Origin of the sequence: Candidatus Planktophila sp. (assembly GCF_036734405.1) — a bacterium.
GTDB lineage: Bacteria > Actinomycetota > Actinomycetes > Nanopelagicales > Nanopelagicaceae > Planktophila.
Genome location: NZ_DAIMYR010000004.1, coordinates 1 through 19,941 on the forward strand (window position 1 = coordinate 1; position 19,941 = coordinate 19,941).

Genomic DNA, 19,941 nt, shown 5'->3' on the forward strand with positions numbered 1-19,941 from the left:
GCACAACCCCTAATAACTAAGCACTAGTAAACGAAAGAGGAACCAAAATGGCAAAGGCCAAGTTCGAGCGCACCAAGCCGCACGTAAACATTGGAACCATCGGTCACATTGACCATGGAAAGACCACACTTACTGCAGCGATCTCAAAAGTTTTGCATGACAAGTACCCAACACTGAATGCTGCTACAGCGTTCTCTGATATCGATAAGGCTCCTGAAGAGCGTCAACGCGGTATCACAATCTCTATCGCTCACATTGAGTACCAGACAGAGAAGCGTCACTACGCACACGTTGACTGCCCAGGTCACGCTGACTACATCAAGAACATGATCACTGGTGCTGCACAGATGGACGGAGCAATCCTCGTTGTTGCAGCTACAGACGGTCCAATGCCACAGACTAAGGAGCACGTACTACTTGCTCGTCAGGTTGGCGTTCCATCAATCGTTGTGGCTCTTAACAAGTCAGACATGGTTGACGATGAAGAAATTCTTGAACTTGTTGAAATGGAAGTTCGTGAACTTCTATCTAAGTACGAGTTCCCAGGCGATGACACTCCAATCGTTCGCATCTCAGCACTAAAGGCACTCGAGGGTGACCAGAAGTGGGCTGACAAGTTGATGGAGCTAATGGATGCAGTAGATGCATTTATTCCTCAGCCAGAGCGTGAAGTTGATAAGCCATTCCTAATGCCTGTTGAAGATGTTTTCACAATCACAGGTCGTGGAACAGTTATCACTGGACGTATTGAGCGCGGAATCGTAAAGGTTAACGAAGAAGTTGAAATCGTCGGTATCCGTACAGATGCTCAGAAGACAACTGTTACAGGTGTTGAAATGTTCCGTAAGCTTCTTGACGAAGGTCAGGCTGGCGAGAACGTTGGACTTCTACTTCGTGGTCTAAAGCGTGAAGATGTTGAGCGTGGTCAGGTTGTTTGCAAGCCTGGTTCAATCACACCTCACACAGAGTTTGATGCATCTGCATACATCCTTTCAAAGGATGAAGGCGGACGTCACACACCATTCTTCAACAACTACCGTCCACAGTTCTACTTCCGTACAACTGACGTAACTGGTGTTGTAACACTTCCTTCAGGTACAGAAATGGTTATGCCTGGCGATAACACTGAAATGTCAGTAACACTGATTCAGCCAATCGCAATGGAAGAAGGACTTCGCTTCGCAATCCGTGAAGGTGGCCGCACAGTAGGTGCTGGTCGCGTTACAAAGATTAAGAAGTAATAGCTCCACAGAATTAAATGTTTGAGCCCGGCGGCTTAAAAACCGCCGGGCAAAAAACAAAAGTTTGACAATTAAATTTAAACGAAGAATAAATAAGAAGGAGAACGACATGGCGGGACAAAAGATCCGCATTCGACTCAAGGCCTATGACCATGAGGTGATTGATAGTTCAGCGAAGAAAATCGTTGAAACTGTTGAGCGCACAGGTGCAACGGTCGCGGGTCCAGTGCCGCTACCAACAGAGAAGAACACATACTGTGTTATTCGCTCTCCTCACAAATATAAGGACAGCCGCGAACACTTCGAGATGCGCACACATAAGCGCCTAATCGACATCATCGATCCAACACCTAAGACTGTTGATTCATTGATGCGTCTCGACTTGCCAGCAGGCGTCGACATCGAGATCAAGCTCTAAGGAAAGGACGACAACAATGACTTATACAACTCAAGCAGCGGGCTCGTCCATCAAGGGCGTTCTCGGTAAGAAGCTGGGCATGACTCAGGTTTTTGATGCCAACAACAAGATGGTTCCAGTAACCGTTGTTGAAGCAGGTCCATGTGTAGTTACGCAGATTCGTACACCTGAGAAAGATGGTTACTCAGCTGTTCAGATCGCTTTCGGCGCAATCGACCCAAAGAAAATTACAAAGCCACTTGCTGGTCACTTCGCAAAGGCTGGTGTTACACCACGCCGTTCAGTAGCAGAACTTCGCACACTCGATACATCTAACTACACAGTTGGACAAGAGCTTGGTGCAACAGTTTTCGCAGCTGGCGAATTAGTTGATGCAACTGGAACAAGCACAGGTAAGGGAACTGCTGGTGTTATGAAGCGCCACGGTTTCGGTGGTCTTGGTTCATCTCACGGTGTAGATCGTAAGCACCGTATGCCAGGTTCAATTGGTGCATGTTCAACACCAGGTCGTGTTTTCAAGGGTATGCGCATGTCAGGTGTTATGGGTGGCGTTCGCGTTACAACTCAAAACCTTGTTGTGCATTCTGTTGATGCAGACCGCAACTTACTTTTAATCAAGGGATCAGTTCCTGGCCCAGACGGACAGCTTGTTTTCATCCGCTCTGCAGCTAAGCACGCGATCTATGAAACAGCAGGAAAGGCTGGCAACTAATCATGGCGCTTACTGTTGAGGTAAAGAACGCAGAAGGTAAGAAGGTTGGATCAGTAGATCTTCCTTCAGACATCTTTGATGCGCAGACAAACATTCCTTTGATTCACCAGGTAGTAACTGCACAACTTGCAGCTGCTCGCCAGGGAACACAAAAGGCAAAGAACCGTGGTGAAACATCTGGTTCAGGAAAGAAGCCTTTCAAGCAGAAGGGCACAGGTCGTGCTCGTCAGGGTTCTATCCGTGCACCGTTACAACGTGGTGGAGGTGCAGCACATGCTGTTCGCCCACGTACATATTTCCAACGCACACCAAAGAAGATGATCGCTGCTGCACTACGCGGAGTTCTTTCAGACCGCCAGCGTCACGATCGCATTCACGTGCTTGATTCAATCGCAACAGCTGCTTCAACAAAGTCAGCAATTGCAGCAGTTCGTCAGTTCAGCGATCGCAAGAATCTTCTTGTTGTCGTGTCACGTACTGAAGATCTAGCGTGGCGTTCACTTCGTAACGCTGATGATCTACACCTTCTTGTTCCAGATCAGTTGAATGCATACGACATCCTCAAGAGCGATGACGTTGTTTTTTCAGAGACTGCGATCAAAGATTTCCTAAAAGCTCCTTCAAAGGGCAAGGGTGCGACTTCGACCGCACGTGAATCTGAAATCACCATTAACTCACGCGAAAGTGAGGTCAGCGCATGAAAGATTACCGCGACGTTCTAGTTGCACCAGTAGTTTCTGAAAAGAGCTACGGGTTGCTAGATGAGAACAAGTACACCTTCATCGTTGCACCAGATGCAAACAAGACAGAGATCAAGATCGCTGTTGAAAAGGTATTTAACGTAAAGGTAGTAAGCGTTAACACAATGAACCGTCAGGGCAAGAACAAGAAGACTCGTTTTGGTGATGGAAAGCGTAAAGACACCAAGCGCGCGATTGTTCAAGTTGCAGCTGGCGACCGCATCGACATTTTCGGAGGACCGGTTTCCTAACAGGAACTGGACCTTGAAAAGAAAAGGATCATCATGGCACTTCGTAAATTAAAGCCAACGACCCCTGGTCAACGCGGCGCAAGCGTTCCTGATTTCGCTGAAATCACTCGCTCGACTCCTGAAAAGTCACTTGTTCGTCCAATTCACTCAAAGGGTGGACGTAACAACCAAGGTCGCGTAACTGTTCGTCACCAAGGTGGCGGTCACAAGCGTGCATACCGTCTTATTGATTTTGTTCGCAATGACAAGGATGGCATTCCAGCGAAGGTCGCTCACATCGAGTACGACCCAAACCGCACTGCTCGCATTGCTCTACTGCACTACGCAGATGGAGAAAAGCGTTACATCATTGCACCAGACAAGTTAGTTCAAGGCGCAACTATTGAAAACGGTCCAAAGGCCGATATCAAGCCAGGAAATAATCTTCCACTTCGCAACATTCCAGTAGGTACAACAGTTCACGCAATTGAACTACGTCCAGGTGGAGGAGCAAAGATTGCTCGTTCAGCTGGTGCATCAGTACAGCTGGTTGCAAAGGATGGACCGTACGCACAACTACGTATGCCATCTGGCGAAATTCGTAACGTTGATGTTCGTTGCCGCGCAACTGTTGGTGAAGTTGGAAACGCAGAACAAGGAAACATTAACTACGGAAAAGCTGGACGTAAGCGCTGGTTAGGTGTTCGCCCAACTACTCGTGGTGTTGTTATGAACCCAGTAGATCACCCACACGGTGGTGGTGAAGGTAAGACTTCTGGTGGACGTCACCCAGTGACTCCTTGGGGTAAGCCTGAAGGCCGCACTCGTAAGAAGAAAGCATCAGATTCAATGATCATCCGTCGTCGCAAGTCGAATAAGAAGCGGTAGGTAGGAGCCCTTATGCCAAGAAGTCTCAAGAAGGGTCCATTCGTTGATGGACATCTACTCAAGAAAGTAGATGCACAAAACGATGCCAACACAAAGAACGTGATCAAGACTTGGTCACGCCGCTCAATGATTATTCCTTCAATGATCGGACACACCATTGCAGTTCACGACGGCCGTAAGCACATTCCGGTTTTCGTAACTGATGCAATGGTCGGTCATAAGTTAGGTGAATTCTCCCCAACACGTACCTTCCGTGGTCACGTAAAGGGCGACGATCGAAAGGCAGCTCGTGGCTAACACACAAGAAAATGCATTGGTTGCACGCGCAGTACTGCGCGACATTCGCCATACACCACAGAAGGCTCGTCGTATCGTCGACCTTATTCGTGGACAACGTGCTGATGAAGCACTCAACATTTTGAAGTTCGCACCACAAGCTGCAGGACAAGATGTGTTCACACTTCTTAACTCTGCAGTTGCAAATGCGAAGGCTAAGAACCCAGCAATCCGTGATGCTTCAGAGCTCTGGGTTGTTGAAGCACTAGTAGACGAGGGCCGCACAATGAAGCGTTTCCGTCCACGTGCACAGGGTCGCGGTTTCCGTATCTTGAAGCGTTCATCACACATCTCAGTTGCAGTTAGCGATGTAAAAACCGTTAGCAAGACTATGAATAAGAAGGGAGCGACCAAGTAATGGGTCAAAAAGTAAACCCACACGGCTTCCGTCTCGGCATTACAACTGAATTCAAGTCACGTTGGTACGCAGACAAGCTATACAAGGATTACGTCAAGGAAGATGTCGAAATCCGTCGCTTGATGCAGAAGGGTATGGAGCGCGCTGGTGTATCTCGAATTGAAATCGAGCGCACACGTGATCGCGTCCGTATCGATCTACATACTGCACGTCCAGGAATTGTTATTGGCCGTCGTGGTCAAGAAGCAGACATCCTTCGTCAGCGTCTAGAGAAGCTAACTGGCAAGCAAGTACAGCTAAACATTCTTGAGGTTAAGAACCCAGAGATCGATGCACAACTTGTTGCACAAGGAATCGCGGAGCAGCTTGCTGCACGTGTTTCATTCCGTCGCGCAATGAAGAAGTCAATGCAAACAGCAATGAAGTCTGGCGCACAGGGCATTCGTGTTCAGTGTGGTGGTCGTCTTGGTGGAGCAGAAATGTCTCGCTCAGAGTTCTACCGTGAAGGTCGAGTACCTCTACACACACTTCGCGCTGATATTGATTATGGCTTCTACGAAGCACATACAACTTTCGGTCGCTTGGGTGTAAAGGTTTGGATCTACAAGGGCGAAGTTATTGGTTCACGTACAGAGCGTGCTGAAAAAGCATTAGCTGAAGCTCGTGCACCAAAGCCAGAACGCCGCGGACCTCGCACACCTCGTGCACCAAAGGCAGAAGTAACTGTTTCTCAAGGAACACCTACTGCAACTGCGGAAGGAGCAACAAACTAATGTTGATTCCACGTCGTGTTAAGCACCGTAAGCAACACCACCCATCCCGTAAGGGCGCAACAAAGGGTGGATCACAAGTTGCATTTGGTGATTACGGTATTCAAGCTTTAGCTCCTGCATATGTAACTAACCGTCAGATCGAAGCGGCTCGTATCGCTATGACTCGTTACATCAAGCGTGGTGGAAAGGTTTGGATCAATATTTATCCAGATCGTCCAATCACGAAGAAGCCTGCTGAAACTCGTATGGGTTCCGGTAAGGGTTCACCAGAGTGGTGGATTGCAAACGTTAAGCCAGGTCGCGTTATGTTCGAGATCTCTGGTGTATCAGAAGCAATCGCAACGGAAGCTATGCGTCTTGCGATGCACAAGCTTCCAATGAAGTGTCGTGTAGTAAAGCGTGAGGAGGCATAAATGGCTATTACAACTAATGAAGTACTACGCCAATTGTCAGCTGAAGATCTAGCAACCAAGGTGCGTGAGTTGAAGGAAGAACTTTTCAACCTACGTTTCCAGGCAGCTACAGGACAGCTAGAAAGCCACGGTCGTCTTAGCGAAGTTCGCAAAGAGATCGCACGTGTCTACACAATTATTCGCGAACGCGAACTAGGAATCGGAGGAGCTGCGTAATGACTACTAACAATGCAGATCGCAGCGACCGTAAGGTCCGTGAAGGAATTGTTGTAAGCGACAAGATGGATAAGACCATCACCGTTGAAGTTTCAAATCGTGTAAAGCACGGGATGTACTCAAAGGTTATGTCTCGCTCAAGCAAGTTAAAAGCACATGACGAGCAGAACACTGCCGGCATGGGCGATCGTGTACTCATCATGGAAACTCGTCCATTGTCAGCAACGAAGCGCTGGCGTTTGGTCGAGATTCTCGAGAAGGCAAAGTAAGGGTTCGGTGGATAACAAATGATTCAACAAGAATCGCGCCTACGCGTCGCGGATAACACAGGAGCTAAAGAGCTTCTTTGTATTCGTGTGCTCGGTGGATCCAAGCGCCGCTATGCCGGTATCGGAGACATCATCGTTTGTTCTGTTAAGGATGCAATTCCTGGCGGACAAGTTAAGAAGGGTGAAGTCGTTAAGGCTGTCATCGTTCGTACAGTTAAGGAACGTCGTCGTCCAGATGGTTCTTACATTAAGTTTGACGAAAACGCAGCAGTGATCTTGAAGGCTGATGGCGAGCCACGTGGAACCCGTATCTTCGGACCAGTTGCACGTGAACTTCGCGATAAGCGTTTTATGAAGATCATCTCGCTAGCTCCGGAGGTGCTCTAATAATGGCAAAGATTAAGAAGGATGACACCGTTCTTGTTATCGCAGGTAAAGATCGCGGTACAACAGGAAAGGTAATTTCAGTTGATGGCAACCGTGTAACAGTTGAAGGCGTTAATCGCCAGAAGCGTCACACAAAGGAGTCAACTGGTGAACGCGGCGTAAAGGTCGGCGGAATCATCACTGTTGAAGCATCACTACATATTTCAAATGTCATGGTTGTTGATGGGGATGGCAAGGCAACTCGTCTTGGTGTTCGCAAAGATGACGAAGGCAAGAATGTTCGCATCTCACGTCGCACCGGAAAGGACATCTAATGTCAACCAAGGTAGATGTACGTCTAAAAGCTAAGTACAAGAGCACTATTGCTCCTGCACTAAAGGCTGAATTTGGATTTAAGAATCCAATGATGGTTCCAACACTTACCAAGGTGATTGTGAACATGGGTGTTGGCGATGCTGCACGTGATTCAAAGTTGATCGAAGGCGCAATCCGCGATCTAGTAACAATCACTGGACAGAAGCCACAAGTTACTAAGGCTCGCAAGTCAATTGCGCAGTTCAAGCTTCGTGAGGGTCAACCAATCGGTGCACACGTAACTTTGCGCGGAGATCGTATGTGGGAGTTTGCAGATCGTTTGCTTTCAATCTCACTTCCACGTATTCGCGACTTCCGTGGTCTTTCACCAAAGCAGTTTGATGGACGTGGAAACTACACATTCGGTCTAACCGAGCAGGTTGTATTCCCAGAAATCGAACAGGACAAGGTTGATCGTCCACGCGGTATGGATATTACTTTCGTAACGACAGCAAAGAATGATGATGAAGGTCGCGCACTACTCAAGGCGCTCGGCTTTCCATTCAAGGAGGCATAAGCCATGGCAAAGACATCGCTCAAGGTAAAGGCAGCTCGCAAACCTAAGTTCAAGGTTCGCGGCTATACACGTTGCCAGCGTTGCGGACGTCCACACTCTGTTTATCAGAAGTTTGGTATCTGCCGTGTGTGCTTCCGCGAAATGGCTCACCGTGGTGAGCTACCTGGTATCACCAAGGCATCTTGGTAACACCAACTTAATAAAAGAATTAGGTCCTATCCAACTAACTACAACGAACAAGGTCTATAGAAAGAAACCAGTTCGAGAAAGGCCACGAGGCCACGTATGACAATGACAGATCCGATCGCAGACATGTTGACTCGTCTGCGCAACGCGAACTCTGCCTACCATGATTCGGTTTCAATGCCGTCATCATCGGTCAAGGTACGTATCGCTGCGATCCTTCAACAAGAGGGATACATCGCGGGATACCGTGTTGAAGATGCAGAAAATGGAGTAGGTAAGAACCTTGTTCTTGACCTTAAGTTTGGTGCAAACCGTGAGCGTTCAATCGCTGGTTTGCGTCGCGTAAGCAAGCCAGGACTTCGCGTTTACGCAAAGTCAACATCACTACCTAAGGTACTTGGTGGACTAGGCGTTGCAATTATTTCAACATCATCTGGATTGCTTACTGATAAGCAAGCCAATAAGCAGGGCGTAGGCGGAGAAGTTCTCGCCTACGTATGGTGATCATCTAATGTCACGTATTGGTCGTATGCCTATCGCCGTTCCAAGCGGCGTTGAAATCACAATCGCTGGACAGCATGTTGCAGTGAAGGGTCCTAAGGGAACACTTTCACTAAACGTTGCTGAGCCAATTCAAGTTTCTCAAGAAGCTGGTGTTATCACCGTTGCACGTCCTAATGAAGAGCGTGTAACACGTTCACTTCACGGTCTATCTCGCACACTTGTTGCGAACATGGTCGAGGGCGTAACTAACGGTTACACACTAACTATTGAAATCGTCGGTGTTGGTTACCGTGTTGCTGAAAAGGGTAAGGACCTCGAGTTCCAACTTGGTTACAGCCACAACATCCAATTCCCAGCACCTGAAGGAATCACCTTCAAGGTTGAGTCACCAACAAAGTTCCATATCTCTGGAATTGATAAGCAGTTGGTTGGCGAAGTAGCTGCAAAGGTAAAGAAGCTTCGCAAGGCTGATCCTTACAAGGGCAAGGGCTTGCGTCTCTCAGGTGAAGTTGTTCGCCGTAAGCAAGGAAAGACAGGTAAGAAGTAATGGCTATTGGTGTAAAAGTCCGCAAAGGTTCGGCAACAAACGCCCGTGCCCGTCGTGCATTCCGCGTCCGCAAGAAGGTCGCTGGAACAGCATCTCGTCCACGTTTAGTTGTTTCTCGCTCATCTCGTCACTTGTTCGTACAGGTTATTGATGACGCACAAGGCAAGACACTTGCCTATGCATCCACAATGGAAACTGATCTTCGTGCCGATAAGGGCGACAAGACTGCAAAGTCAAAGGCTGTTGGTGCATTGATTGCATCACGCGCCAAGGCTGTTGGAGTTACAACTGTCGTGTTTGATCGCGCAGGAAATAAGTACCACGGTCGTATTGCAGCAGTAGCTGACAGTGCACGAGAGAACGGATTGGAGTTCTAATGTCTACTAATCCAACTACCGCGCCAGCAGCAGCAGGCAACGAGCGAGGCAAGGGACGCCCAGAGCGTCGCGAGCGTCGTGATGATCGTGAGAAAGAAAAGAATCCATTCATGGAGCGCGTTGTATTTATCAACCGCGTATCTAAGGTTGTAAAGGGTGGACGTCGTTTCTCATTCACCGCACTTGTAGTTGTCGGAGACGGTAACGGTCAGGTCGGTATTGGTTACGGAAAGTCTAAGGAAGTTCCAGCAGCGATTGCTAAGGCAGTGGAAGAAGCGAAGAAGTCATTCTTCACAGTTCCACGTGTTCAAGGAACAGTTCCTCACCCAGTACAAGGTGAAACTGCAGCAGGTGTAGTTCTTCTACGTCCAGCTAGCCCAGGTACCGGAGTTATCGCCGGTGGTCCAGTGCGTGCAGTTCTTGAGTGTGCAGGCATCACAGATGTTTTGACTAAGTCACTTGGATCTAACAATGCAATCAACATGGTTCACGCAACCGTTGCTGCATTGAAGATGCTTGAAAGCCCAGCACAAATTGCTGCGCGACGTGGTCGTCCATTGGAAGATGTTGCACCTGCAGCAATTATCCGCGCTTCACAGATCACGGTAGGTGCCTAATGCCACGTTTGAAAGTAACTCAGATTCGCTCGAAGGTTGGAAACAAGCCTGAGCAGCGCGACACTCTTCGTTCATTGGGCCTCAAGCGCATTAACGATGTTGTTGTTAAAGAAGATCGTCCAGAAATTCGTGGCATGGTTTACGCCGTTCGCCACCTGATCAAGGTTGAGGAGGTCGAATAAAGATGACACTAAAACTTCATCATCTTCGTCCAGCTCCAGGTGCTAAGAAAGCTAAAACTCGTAAGGGTCGCGGTGAAGCATCAAAGGGTAAGACCGCGGGTCGCGGTGGTAAGGGAACACGTGCTCGTAACACAGTTCGTGCAGGTTTCGAAGGTGGTCAGCTACCTCTCGTAATGCGCTTGCCAAAGCTTCGTGGATTTAAGAACCCAGCACGTATTGAGTACCAGGCAGTTAATGTCTCAACAATTAATGCGCTATTCCCTAAGGGTGGCGATGTAACTGTTGCAGATCTGATTGCAAAGGGTGCTGTACGCGATAGCTTGCCTGTAAAGGTGCTTGGAAACGGCGAAATTGATGTCAAGGTGAGTGTTACTGCACACGCTTTCTCATCATCTGCTGTAGACAAGATCACTGCAGCTGGCGGCACAACAAACGTTCTCTAATAAGCGAACTTTTTAAAACGAAAGAGACAGAGGAGAAGATAAATGCTTACCGCATTTGCTACCGCTTTTAAGACACCAGATCTACGAAATAAGATCTTCTTCACTCTCTCAATCATGGCCTTGTTCCGTTTTGGTTCACTTGTTCCGACACCTGGTGTTTCATACACAAATGTGAAGGAGTGCTTGGCGTCAGCTGAGACCGGTGGTTTGTTTGGTTTGATTAACCTATTCAGTGGTGGAGCGCTTATTCAGCTCTCTGTTTTTGCTCTAGGAATCATGCCTTACATCACCGCATCGATCATTGTGCAGTTGTTAACTGTCGTAATTCCTCGCTTTGAAACTCTTAAGAAAGAGGGACAATCAGGAACTGCAAAGCTAACTCAGTACACACGTTACTTAACAATTGGTTTGGCAATCTTGCAGTCAACAGGTTTGATCGCAGTTGCTCGTACACCAGGACGTTTGATCGCAGGTTGCGACCTTGCAATCATCCCTGACACTTCATGGCAGCGCATCATCACAATGATCGTTGTAATGACTGCTGGTACATCAGTTGTTATGTGGCTTGGTGAGCTCATCACAGATCGTGGTGTTGGAAACGGTATGTCAATCTTGATCTTTACATCTATCGCAGCAAGTTTCCCAAGCCAACTATGGTCAATTAGATTGCAGAAGGGTCTCTTTGCATTCTTCTTCATCTTGGCTGTCGGTGTTCTAATTGTTGCCGCAGTTGTCTTTGTTGAGCAGGCTCAACGTCGTATTCCGGTTCAGTATGCAAAGCGCATGGTTGGACGCCAGGCATACGGTGGAACCAGCACATACATTCCAATCAAGGTAAACCAGGCTGGTGTTATTCCAGTAATTTTCGCATCATCATTGCTTTACATTCCTTCACTCATCGTGAACTTCACAGGAAGTACAGCTGGCTGGGCGGTTTGGATTAGCCGTAACTTTGTTAACGGCGACAACATTATTTACGTCCTTACTTACGCATCACTGATTGTTTTCTTCACATACTTCTACGTTGCGATTACCTTCAACCCAGATGAGGTTGCAGATAACATGAAGAAGTACGGTGGATTCGTTCCAGGTATTCGTGCCGGAAGACCAACATCTGAGTACTTACAGTATGTGCTTTCACGCATCACAGCCCCAGGATCTTTGTACCTTGCATTAGTTGCAATCATTCCAATTGGCGCACTTGTTCTCTTTGGAGCAACGCAAAACTTCCCATTTGGTGGAACTGCAATCTTGATCGTGGTTGGTGTTGGTTTGGATACTGCAAAGCAGATTGAATCTCAACTACAGCAGCGTTCATACGAGGGATTCCTTAAGTAATGCGTTTAGTCCTGGTAGGTCCACCAGGTGCTGGCAAGGGAACACAAGCTCAATTCCTGGCCTCGCACTTTTCAATTCCACATATTTCAACTGGCGATATTTTTCGCGCTAACTTAAAAGCTGGAACTGAACTAGGAAAGCAAGCCCAAACATTTATGGATCGCGGAGAACTGGTTCCAGATTCTGTAACTAATGAAATGGTTAAGGATCGCTTAACCCATGATGATGCCGCAAATGGTTTTATTCTGGATGGTTTTCCACGCAACGTTGCCCAGGCAGAGGTATTGCGCGCAATCCTTGCCGAAAAGAAGACTCCACTTCATGCGGTTTTAGAGTTTTCAGCACCAGATGCCGAGATCATCGCACGGTTGCTACAACGTGCAGAGATCGAAAAGCGAGTCGATGACCAGGAAGATGTCATTAAGCGCCGCCTCGAAGTTTATGCAGAGCAGACTGCACCAATTATTTCTTTCTACCGCAATGAGGGTTTGCTCATTTCAATCACTGCTGTCGGAAAAATTGAAGACATTACGGCTAGTGCAATTTCAGCTCTAAGCCGCCTCGCGCAGTAAGTTTTCACTTATGGCTATCCAGGTAAAAACCTTTGATCAACTAAAGACCATGCGTCGTGCGGGTTTAGTGGTCGCAGAGATTCACAAAGCAATTCGTGAAGCGATTAAGCCTGGAATGACAACCAGTGCGCTAGATACGATTGCGGAAGCGGTTATCAAGCGAAACGGTGCAACCTCAAACTTCAAGGGCTATCACGGCTTTCCAGCAACAATCTGCGTTTCAATAAATGATGAAATCGTTCACGGAATTCCTGGTGATCGAGTCATCAATGATGGCGATGTAGTTTCAATTGATTGCGGGGCGATCATCGAAGGTTGGCATGGCGATGCAGCTTTTTCAATTGGCATCGGTGCTGTTGATCCAGAAGATCAAAAGTTAATGGATGTATGCGAAGAATCAATGTGGCGTGGAATCGCAGCTGGAATGAATGGTGCAAGACTTTCTGATATTGGATTTGCAATTGAGCAGTACACAAATTCGCAAGGTAAGTATGGAATTTTGCAGGAGTACGGCGGCCATGGAATTGGTACAGAGATGCATCAAGAGCCCCATGTACTTAACTTTGGTAAAGCAGGCAACGGTCCAGAGATAATTCCTGGCTTTGTTTTAGCAATTGAACCAATGATCACTCGTGGATCAGCGCGCACCAAGGTTCTCGGGGATGATTGGACAGTTGTCTCGACTGATAAGTCACGTGGGTCACACTTTGAACATACTTATGCAATCCTGCCTGATGGCAAACCATTTGTATTAACCGCCTTTGATGGTGGCAAGGCTGAGCTTGCTCGCCTCGGTGTTGCTATTTCAGATCTTCTGTAAAAACAGCGATTTCGTTACCTTTTTGATACTAAAAACCCTTACATCTCACCCTTCCAGCCTGTATTTTCTGGTCATCCCTCACCCTCGAGGGGCACTAAGTATGGAGAACTCATCGATGAGAAAAACTCTTTTATCCGCTTAGCTATTGCGGCAACTGCAGTTGCTGTCATGGCAAGCTCAACACTTCCAGCGCAAGCTGCTATCAAGCCAGCAGCCAAGGCAATAATTGGTGATGACTGCACCGCAGCATCAGCAAAGTCAAATAAAGTTGCAAAGGGTCGCGGAGTAGATGGCTCAGATTTAACATGCATGGTTGTACCAACAGGCTCATATAAAGGCCAAACAAAGTGGTGGTACAAAGATGTCAAGCCTCTGAAAAATATTGACTGGACTGTTCCAGCAAATCCAGGTGGATATTCATTAACAAGTAACGCGATCAGCGACACTCTTAAGGCTGAAGGTTTGCTTGGTGAATACACCTCAACATTCAAGCCTGGTGCAGGTGGCGCTGTTGGTCTTGGCGCATTCCAAGAGATCAAGGGCAAGCCAGAAGCCGCTCTTGTAACTGGAATTGCAATGACTGGTGGACTTTATTCAAACAAGTCACCTCTTGATCTTCTAACTTCAACACCAATTGCAAAGGTTCTTCGTGAATACAATGCAATTGTTGTTCCAGCTAATTCAAAGTACCGCACGCTCAAGCAACTTATGGATGATCTTGTTGCAAAGCCAAACGGTGTTGCAATCGCTGGTGGTAGCAAGGGTGGAATCGATCACCAAGTAATCGGTCTGCTTGCACAAACTGCAGGCATAGATCCAACGAAGTTAAATTACGTTGTGTTCTCTGGTGGTCCAGAAGTTCTTACATCTATCCTCAGCGGATCAACTCAGGTTGGTATCTCAGGTTCATCTGAATTCAACGCTTTCGTTGCATCAGGAAAAGTTCGCGTTCTTGGAGTCTCATCTGCAAAGCCACTTGCGGGCTTTAAGGGTCAGACCTTTGTTCGTCAGGGTTACAACCTTGTATACGGAAACTGGCGCGGAATCATGGCACCAGCTGATCTTCCAAAGGCTGATTACCTCAACTTCATCAAGGTGATTGACATTATGCACATCTCGCCTTCATGGAAAGAACAACTGAAGAAGAACAACTGGGATAACGAGTTCGAAGCTGGGGCTAAGTTCAAGACTTTCCTCGAGAAGCACATCCCAGAAATTAACAAGGTAATGAAGGGTCTTGGAATCTAATTTGATTCTCAACAAGCTCTCTAAGCAAGGAAAGGGGGAGCTGGCATTTGCCAGCTCCTTCTTCTTGCTTGGAATTTTTGTTGCGTGGGACACCGCAGGCATGGACATCCCTCAAGATAACTCGATCGTTAGTCCGCAAACTTTTCCATACATGGTTGCAGCATTTGCATCCTTAGTTGGTTTTGGATTGATTGTGGATGTATTGCGTGGAAAACACGGTGTACCCGAAGGGGATGAACCGGGAGATCCATACAGACCACTTAATTGGAAGACCATGGCAATTGCTGTAACAGCTATTGGCATGCATGTTATTTTGCTTGAGACCGCAGGGTATGTAATCGCCGCAACAGTTTGTTTTTGGGGAGTTGCCTATGCATTTGGATCTCGCAGAACCCTCAAAGATTTAGCTATAAGCACGGTTTTTGCCGTAATTGTTTATTTTTCATTTAGCAAAGGTTTAAATATAAATTTACCTTCGGGCATTTTTGAAGGGATCCTAAAATAATGGGTAATAATTTTGCTCTATTACTAGACGGATTCCAGACAGTCTTTACGCCAACAAACTTAATGTTTGGCCTCTTGGGAACTTTCTTAGGAACACTCGTTGGAGTGCTCCCTGGAATCGGCCCAGCTTTAGCAATTGGTTTATTGCTTCCAATCACTTTAACTGTTAATCCAACCTCAGCATTAATCATGTTTGCCGCAATTTTCTATGGCGCTATGTATGGTGGTTCGACTACATCCATCTTGCTCAATACGCCGGGTGAGAGCGGTTCGGTAATCACCGCCCTTGAAGGCAATAAAATGGCAAAGGCTGGGCGTGCTGGAGCAGCACTTGCAACTGCAGCTATTGGCTCATTCGTTGCAGGTACTATCGCAACAATTTTGCTCGCTTTCGGCGCACCAGTATTAGCTGAATTTGCCCTAACCATTCAACCTGCTGGCTACTTAGCTTTAATTATTTTAGCTTTTGCAACTGTCGGAACTCTGCTTGGTACTTCACGTATTCGCGGATTAGTTGCGCTTTCAACAGGTCTGGTTATCGGCCTGATCGGTGCAGATCTTCAGTCAGGTGCATTGCGTCTCACTTTTGGAAAGCTAGAAGCGATCGATGGAATCGAAACAGTGACTGTCATTGTTGCAATTTTTGCACTTGGAGAAACTTTGTACTTGGCCAGCCGCCACACAATGGTTAAGGCATCAGTTTTGCAGGTCAACGGCAAAGCGTGGATGACCCGCGAAGATTTCAGACGTTCATGGAGACCATGGTTACGAGGAACAGCGATTGGTTTTCCTTTAGGAGTAATTCCTGCAGGTGGATCTGAAGTTCCAACATTTTTGTCCTACGGTGTTGAAAAAGCACTTTCAAAAAATAAAGATGAGTTTGGTAAAGGTGCGATCGAAGGAGTTGCTGGCCCAGAAGCGGCTAATAATGCAAATGCGGCGGGTGTTCTGGTTCCAATGCTTGCACTTGGCTTACCGACATCTGCAACAGCTGCAGTTGTCTTAGTTGCATTTCAATCTTTCAATATTCAACCAGGTCCAATGCTTTTCCAGACAAATCCCGAAATTGTGTGGAGCTTGATTGCCTCACTTTTTGTCGGAAATTTCCTGTTATTGGTTCTTAATCTTCCATTGATTCGTTTTTGGGTGATGCTTCTTAAGATTCCTTCACATTATTTATATGCTGGCATTACTACCTTTGCGCTTTTGGGTGCATATGCACTGAACAACTCAACCTTTGATTTGCAGGTTGCTCTGGCAGTTGGTGTTATTGGGTTCCTCTTCCGTCGTTTCGGCGTTCCAATTACCCCATTGATTATTGGTGCAATTCTGGGGCCACTTTCAGAGCTGTATTTCAAGCGTTCTTTGCAGATTAGCCAGGGAGATTGGGGCATCTTGATTGATGGAACTTTCCCTAAAGTGATTTACGGAATCTTGATTTTGGTGATTATTGGACCGCTTGTCTGGAACTTCAAAAAGACTTTTGCAATAAAGAATTAAATGGCTGCAGATAAGTTACTTCCCTGGGCTAAGCCACTCTTAGTTTCATCAACGCTTACTCAGGCAACAATCTACGTTCTACGCCCGATGATTACTTATCGCGCTATTGAACTAGATGCCAATGCAGCGCAAGTCGGTTTGATCGCAGCTTTATATGCGCTGTTTCCAGTTTTGTTAGCCCTGCAGTTTGGATCGTGGGTTGGAAAACTCGGAGAAGCCAAATTTGTCATCTATGGAACTTTGGCAATGATGGCCACATCTGTGGCACTGATTTTTGCAAATAGTCTAGTAACTCTTGGAATTGCAACCGCTGCTGCAGGACTGGCGCACTTAGCATGCATGGTGGGCGGGCAGTCGATGGTTGCTTTGCGTGCACCACGTGCAAGTTATGACAGATATTTTGGTTTCTATACCTTCAGCGCATCTGTAGGACACATGCTGGGACCGATTATCGCAGCGGTTGTTGCGGGTTCCAATGGAACGCTTCCTAAATCAACATCTAATGCTTTCTTACTTGGTGTTGTTTTAACGATCATTGCTCTGGTTCCAGTGATCAGGTGGCGCAATGAAAGACCGACTGTTGAAGCCAAAGAGAATACAGAAGGTACTTTTAGGGCTGCAGCGAAATTAGTCAAGCGCCCTGGAATTATGGCTGCGATATACATTTCATTAGCGATTTCATCAGTGGCTGATGTTCTTGTCGTTTTCTTGCCGTTGTTTGGCACAGAGAACAACTTCTCTCCGTATGCAATTGGAGCAATCCTTGCTATTCGAGCTGGCACAACGATGATGTCTAGGTTTTTCTTGGGCCGACTGAGCCAGCGCTTTTCAACATTCCAATTACTGTGGTGGAGCACGATCATTTCAACTGTGTGTTGTGGCGCAATGGCATTCGCGCACACGCCATATTCATTGGGTGCAATTGTCTTCATTGCAGGTTTTTCACTTGGGGTTGGACAACCACTAACCATGTCTTTGGTTTCACAAAAGACTGAAAGCAGCGAACGCGCACTTGCAGTATCTGCCCGTTTGATGGGCAATAGATTTGGCCAATTTATGGTGCCGGCAACTGCTGGAGCCTTGGCCGCAGCATCAGGGGCAGGGGCGGTTTTTATCGGCTTGGCGGTCTTGCTAGCCAGCTCGATTTTCAGCGTAAAACGCAACTGATCTGTGGCCTGAATTACAAAGATGTAGTTCATTGGGCGGATTTCCCTTATTTGAGCCTGAGCCCTAAACTACGAGTTCGCTTGTTTCACGCTTAAACAGAAATGTAGGTACAGCTTGGCTAAAAAAGATGGCGCCATCGAAATGGAAGGCACCGTTGCTGAAGCTTTACCTAACGCAATGTTTCGCGTGGAGCTAACTAACGGACACAAAGTCCTCGCTCACATAAGCGGCAAGATGCGAAAGAACTACATTCGTATTCTTCCTGCCGATCGTGTGATCGTTGAAATGAGTCCGTACGACCTAACAAAGGGTCGAATTATTTATCGTTATAAGTAACAAGGGGAGCAATAGACATGAAGGTTAATCCAAGCGTTAAGAAGATTTGCGATAAGTGCAAAGTCATTCGCCGCAAGGGTCGCGTCATGGTCATTTGCGAAAACCTGCGTCACAAGCAACGTCAAGGATAAGCAGTACAACTTAATAAATAACTCGTATTACGACTTCGGCAAGAAATTGCAGAAGACCCCTGGACTGGTAGGCCGGGGCTCATTTAAAACAATGAGGAGTAATGCGGAGGACCTCCAGATATAGATAGGTAGATACATGGCACGTCTAGTTGGTGTCGATCTTCCACGCGAAAAGCGTTTGGAAATCGCACTCACGTACATCTTTGGAATGGGTCTTACCCGTTCACAAAAGACATTAGCTGAAACTGGCATTAGTCCAGACATTCGCGTTAAGGATCTGCAAGAAGCAGATCTTGCAAAGCTTCGCGAATACATCGAAGCAAACTTCAAAATCGAAGGTGATCTTCGTCGTGAAATTTCTGGCGACATTCGTCGCAAGGTTGAAATCCAGAGCTACCAAGGTATTCGTCACCGCAAGGGACTACCTGTACGTGGTCAGCGCACACATACAAATGCGCGTACACGTAAGGGACCTCGTAAGGCAATTGCAGGTAAGAAGAAGGTGACTAAGTAATGGCCGCTCCTAAATCAAAGACCGCTGCCGCAACAAAGGGCAAGGTAAAGATTCGTAAGAAAGAGAAGAAGAACATTGCTGTTGGTAAGGCTTTCATTAAGTCGACCTTCAACAACACAATCATCTCAATTACAGACCCAACGGGCGCTGTTATCTCTTGGTCATCTTCTGGCCAGGTCGGTTTCAAAGGCTCACGTAAGTCGACTCCATTCGCAGCACAGCTTGCAGCAGAAGCAGCAGCTCGTCGCGCACAGGAGCACGGCCTTAAGAAAGTAGATGTTTTCGTAAAGGGACCTGGTTCCGGACGCGAAACTGCAATCCGTTCATTGCAAGCAGCAGGCCTAGAAGTTGGAGCCATCTCAGATGTAACTCCAGCTCCACACAATGGCTGCCGCCCACCGAAACCACGTCGAGTTTAAGGAAGGAAGAGAATAAATGGCTCGTTATACCGGAGCAGACTGCAAGCGTTGCCGTCGCGAAAAAGTAAAGCTCTTCCTTAAGGGCTCAAAGTGCGATGGACCAAAGTGTCCAATCGAATCACGTCCTTATCCACCAGGACAGCACGGCCGTGGCCGTTCAAAGGAATCTGAGTACCTATTGCAGATGCGCGAAAAGCAAAAGTGCGCACGTATTTATGGTGTTCTAGAAAAGCAGTTCCGTGGTTACTACGAAGAAGCTAACCGCAAGCAGGGCAAGACAGGTGAAAACCTTCTCGTCATTCTTGAGACACGTCTAGACAATGTTGTGTTCCGTGCAGGCTTTGCAAAGAGTCGCGACATGGCACGTCAGTTAGTTCGTCACGGTCACTTCTTGGTAAATGGTAAGAAGGTAAACATTCCTTCATTCCGTGTCTCTGCGATGGACATCATTGATGTTCTTCCAAAGTCATTGGACCTAACACCATTCATCGTTGCTAGCGCAGAGCTTGGCGAGAAGGCAGTTCCAGCATGGATGGAGGTTGTTGGTTCACAGATGCGAATCATCATTCACTCAGTTCCTGCTCGTGCAGTCATCGATACCCAGGTTCAAGAGCAGCTAATCGTTGAACTTTATTCCAAGTAATTTTTGAAAGTCTTGTGCGAAAGCACAGGACATGCGGGCAG

The 19,941-nt window shown here is 47.1% G+C and carries 34 protein-coding genes; all 34 read left to right on the plus strand.

What is annotated here, in order from left to right; all coding sequences use genetic code 11:
• Positions 1–47: 47 nt before the first annotated feature.
• The 34 genes from tuf to rpsD all read left to right on the plus strand — a co-directional run bounded on the left by tuf (position 48) and on the right by rpsD (position 19,900).
• A complete protein-coding gene (gene tuf, locus AC9UC2_RS05435) occupies positions 48–1,241 on the plus strand; it encodes an elongation factor Tu (protein ID WP_509526172.1) in 1,194 nt (397 codons plus the stop codon).
• Between the two features lie 109 nt (positions 1,242–1,350).
• Complete coding sequence (gene rpsJ, locus AC9UC2_RS05440) at positions 1,351–1,659, plus strand: 30S ribosomal protein S10 (protein WP_017955300.1); 309 nt, start codon at positions 1,351–1,353, stop codon at positions 1,657–1,659.
• 16 nt (positions 1,660–1,675) lie between these two features.
• Positions 1,676–2,371 carry a 50S ribosomal protein L3 gene (rplC, locus tag AC9UC2_RS05445; RefSeq protein WP_509526177.1) on the plus strand — a complete coding sequence of 232 codons (696 nt, stop codon included), beginning with the start codon at positions 1,676–1,678 and terminating at the stop codon, positions 2,369–2,371.
• Between the two features lie 2 nt (positions 2,372–2,373).
• Complete coding sequence (rplD, locus tag AC9UC2_RS05450) at positions 2,374–3,072, plus strand: 50S ribosomal protein L4 (RefSeq protein WP_509526180.1); 699 nt, start codon at positions 2,374–2,376, stop codon at positions 3,070–3,072.
• The gene (gene rplW, locus AC9UC2_RS05455) at positions 3,069–3,362 is read left to right on the plus strand and encodes a 50S ribosomal protein L23 (RefSeq protein ID WP_445821861.1); all 294 of its coding nucleotides are present in this window, start codon (positions 3,069–3,071) and stop codon (positions 3,360–3,362) included. Before rplD ends, rplW begins: the two co-directional genes overlap by 4 nt.
• A 33-nt stretch (positions 3,363–3,395) precedes the next feature.
• Positions 3,396–4,229: a 50S ribosomal protein L2 gene (gene rplB, locus AC9UC2_RS05460; protein ID WP_509526183.1), complete on the plus strand. Its 834-nt coding sequence runs from the start codon at positions 3,396–3,398 to the stop codon at positions 4,227–4,229.
• A gap of 12 nt (positions 4,230–4,241) precedes the next feature.
• Entirely contained in the window at positions 4,242–4,526 is a 285-nt protein-coding gene (rpsS, locus tag AC9UC2_RS05465; RefSeq protein WP_509526185.1) for a 30S ribosomal protein S19, read from the plus strand.
• Positions 4,519–4,923: a 50S ribosomal protein L22 gene (rplV, locus tag AC9UC2_RS05470; RefSeq protein ID WP_509526187.1), complete on the plus strand. Its 405-nt coding sequence runs from the start codon at positions 4,519–4,521 to the stop codon at positions 4,921–4,923. The genes rpsS and rplV overlap by 8 nt, the downstream gene beginning before the upstream one ends.
• Positions 4,923–5,696: a 30S ribosomal protein S3 gene (gene rpsC / locus AC9UC2_RS05475; protein ID WP_509526189.1), complete on the plus strand. Its 774-nt coding sequence runs from the start codon at positions 4,923–4,925 to the stop codon at positions 5,694–5,696. Before rplV ends, rpsC begins: the two co-directional genes overlap by 1 nt.
• Positions 5,696–6,109 carry a 50S ribosomal protein L16 gene (gene rplP, locus AC9UC2_RS05480; protein WP_509526191.1) on the plus strand — a complete coding sequence of 138 codons (414 nt, stop codon included), beginning with the start codon at positions 5,696–5,698 and terminating at the stop codon, positions 6,107–6,109. The genes rpsC and rplP overlap by 1 nt, the downstream gene beginning before the upstream one ends.
• Positions 6,110–6,325 carry a 50S ribosomal protein L29 gene (gene rpmC / locus AC9UC2_RS05485; RefSeq protein ID WP_509526194.1) on the plus strand — a complete coding sequence of 72 codons (216 nt, stop codon included), beginning with the start codon at positions 6,110–6,112 and terminating at the stop codon, positions 6,323–6,325.
• Entirely contained in the window at positions 6,325–6,594 is a 270-nt protein-coding gene (gene rpsQ / locus AC9UC2_RS05490; protein WP_509526196.1) for a 30S ribosomal protein S17, read from the plus strand. Before rpmC ends, rpsQ begins: the two co-directional genes overlap by 1 nt.
• Positions 6,595–6,612: 18 nt before the next feature.
• A complete protein-coding gene (gene rplN / locus AC9UC2_RS05495; protein WP_445821869.1) occupies positions 6,613–6,981 on the plus strand; it encodes a 50S ribosomal protein L14 in 369 nt (122 codons plus the stop codon).
• A gap of 2 nt (positions 6,982–6,983) precedes the next feature.
• On the plus strand, positions 6,984–7,295 hold the full coding sequence (rplX, locus tag AC9UC2_RS05500) for a 50S ribosomal protein L24 (RefSeq protein WP_509526199.1): 312 nt from the start codon (positions 6,984–6,986) through the stop codon (positions 7,293–7,295).
• Positions 7,295–7,852, plus strand: coding sequence for a 50S ribosomal protein L5 (gene rplE, locus AC9UC2_RS05505; protein ID WP_509526202.1), 558 nt, complete (start codon positions 7,295–7,297; stop codon positions 7,850–7,852). The genes rplX and rplE overlap by 1 nt, the downstream gene beginning before the upstream one ends.
• A 3-nt stretch (positions 7,853–7,855) precedes the next feature.
• Positions 7,856–8,041 (plus strand): type Z 30S ribosomal protein S14, encoded by a 186-nt coding sequence (locus AC9UC2_RS05510; RefSeq protein WP_095526894.1) that lies wholly within the window; start codon positions 7,856–7,858, stop codon positions 8,039–8,041.
• Between the two features lie 96 nt (positions 8,042–8,137).
• Positions 8,138–8,542, plus strand: a complete 405-nt coding sequence (rpsH, locus tag AC9UC2_RS05515) for a 30S ribosomal protein S8 (RefSeq protein WP_445821872.1) — start codon at positions 8,138–8,140, stop codon at positions 8,540–8,542.
• A 7-nt stretch (positions 8,543–8,549) separates the two neighbouring features.
• The gene (gene rplF, locus AC9UC2_RS05520) at positions 8,550–9,089 is read left to right on the plus strand and encodes a 50S ribosomal protein L6 (RefSeq protein ID WP_506626683.1); all 540 of its coding nucleotides are present in this window, start codon (positions 8,550–8,552) and stop codon (positions 9,087–9,089) included.
• The gene (gene rplR, locus AC9UC2_RS05525) at positions 9,089–9,466 is read left to right on the plus strand and encodes a 50S ribosomal protein L18 (RefSeq protein WP_509526205.1); all 378 of its coding nucleotides are present in this window, start codon (positions 9,089–9,091) and stop codon (positions 9,464–9,466) included. The genes rplF and rplR overlap by 1 nt, the downstream gene beginning before the upstream one ends.
• The gene (rpsE, locus tag AC9UC2_RS05530) at positions 9,466–10,083 is read left to right on the plus strand and encodes a 30S ribosomal protein S5 (RefSeq protein WP_509526207.1); all 618 of its coding nucleotides are present in this window, start codon (positions 9,466–9,468) and stop codon (positions 10,081–10,083) included. The genes rplR and rpsE overlap by 1 nt, the downstream gene beginning before the upstream one ends.
• Positions 10,083–10,265, plus strand: a complete 183-nt coding sequence (gene rpmD / locus AC9UC2_RS05535) for a 50S ribosomal protein L30 (RefSeq protein WP_445821876.1) — start codon at positions 10,083–10,085, stop codon at positions 10,263–10,265. Before rpsE ends, rpmD begins: the two co-directional genes overlap by 1 nt.
• A gap of 2 nt (positions 10,266–10,267) precedes the next feature.
• The gene (gene rplO, locus AC9UC2_RS05540) at positions 10,268–10,708 is read left to right on the plus strand and encodes a 50S ribosomal protein L15 (protein ID WP_445821877.1); all 441 of its coding nucleotides are present in this window, start codon (positions 10,268–10,270) and stop codon (positions 10,706–10,708) included.
• A gap of 42 nt (positions 10,709–10,750) precedes the next feature.
• Positions 10,751–12,046 (plus strand): preprotein translocase subunit SecY, encoded by a 1,296-nt coding sequence (gene secY, locus AC9UC2_RS05545; protein ID WP_509526211.1) that lies wholly within the window; start codon positions 10,751–10,753, stop codon positions 12,044–12,046.
• Positions 12,046–12,618 carry an adenylate kinase gene (locus AC9UC2_RS05550; RefSeq protein ID WP_509526214.1) on the plus strand — a complete coding sequence of 191 codons (573 nt, stop codon included), beginning with the start codon at positions 12,046–12,048 and terminating at the stop codon, positions 12,616–12,618. Before secY ends, AC9UC2_RS05550 begins: the two co-directional genes overlap by 1 nt.
• Positions 12,619–12,628: 10 nt before the next feature.
• Positions 12,629–13,438, plus strand: a complete 810-nt coding sequence (map, locus tag AC9UC2_RS05555; RefSeq protein ID WP_509526217.1) for a type I methionyl aminopeptidase — start codon at positions 12,629–12,631, stop codon at positions 13,436–13,438.
• A gap of 168 nt (positions 13,439–13,606) precedes the next feature.
• Entirely contained in the window at positions 13,607–14,686 is a 1,080-nt protein-coding gene (locus AC9UC2_RS05560) for a Bug family tripartite tricarboxylate transporter substrate binding protein (protein ID WP_509526219.1), read from the plus strand.
• Positions 14,676–15,191: a tripartite tricarboxylate transporter TctB family protein gene (locus AC9UC2_RS05565; protein ID WP_509526221.1), complete on the plus strand. Its 516-nt coding sequence runs from the start codon at positions 14,676–14,678 to the stop codon at positions 15,189–15,191. Before AC9UC2_RS05560 ends, AC9UC2_RS05565 begins: the two co-directional genes overlap by 11 nt.
• Positions 15,191–16,690 carry a tripartite tricarboxylate transporter permease gene (locus AC9UC2_RS05570; protein WP_509526224.1) on the plus strand — a complete coding sequence of 500 codons (1,500 nt, stop codon included), beginning with the start codon at positions 15,191–15,193 and terminating at the stop codon, positions 16,688–16,690. Before AC9UC2_RS05565 ends, AC9UC2_RS05570 begins: the two co-directional genes overlap by 1 nt.
• Positions 16,691–17,857 (plus strand): MFS transporter, encoded by a 1,167-nt coding sequence (locus AC9UC2_RS05575; RefSeq protein WP_509526226.1) that lies wholly within the window; start codon positions 16,691–16,693, stop codon positions 17,855–17,857. It begins immediately after the preceding gene.
• A gap of 114 nt (positions 17,858–17,971) precedes the next feature.
• The gene (infA, locus tag AC9UC2_RS05580; protein ID WP_445821684.1) at positions 17,972–18,193 is read left to right on the plus strand and encodes a translation initiation factor IF-1; all 222 of its coding nucleotides are present in this window, start codon (positions 17,972–17,974) and stop codon (positions 18,191–18,193) included.
• 17 nt (positions 18,194–18,210) lie between these two features.
• Positions 18,211–18,324: a 50S ribosomal protein L36 gene (gene rpmJ, locus AC9UC2_RS05585; RefSeq protein WP_017955275.1), complete on the plus strand. Its 114-nt coding sequence runs from the start codon at positions 18,211–18,213 to the stop codon at positions 18,322–18,324.
• 136 nt (positions 18,325–18,460) lie between these two features.
• Complete coding sequence (gene rpsM / locus AC9UC2_RS05590; protein WP_509526230.1) at positions 18,461–18,838, plus strand: 30S ribosomal protein S13; 378 nt, start codon at positions 18,461–18,463, stop codon at positions 18,836–18,838.
• Complete coding sequence (gene rpsK, locus AC9UC2_RS05595) at positions 18,838–19,257, plus strand: 30S ribosomal protein S11 (RefSeq protein ID WP_509526232.1); 420 nt, start codon at positions 18,838–18,840, stop codon at positions 19,255–19,257. Before rpsM ends, rpsK begins: the two co-directional genes overlap by 1 nt.
• 16 nt (positions 19,258–19,273) lie before the next feature.
• Positions 19,274–19,900: a 30S ribosomal protein S4 gene (gene rpsD, locus AC9UC2_RS05600; protein WP_506626695.1), complete on the plus strand. Its 627-nt coding sequence runs from the start codon at positions 19,274–19,276 to the stop codon at positions 19,898–19,900.
• Positions 19,901–19,941: the final 41 nt, after the last annotated feature.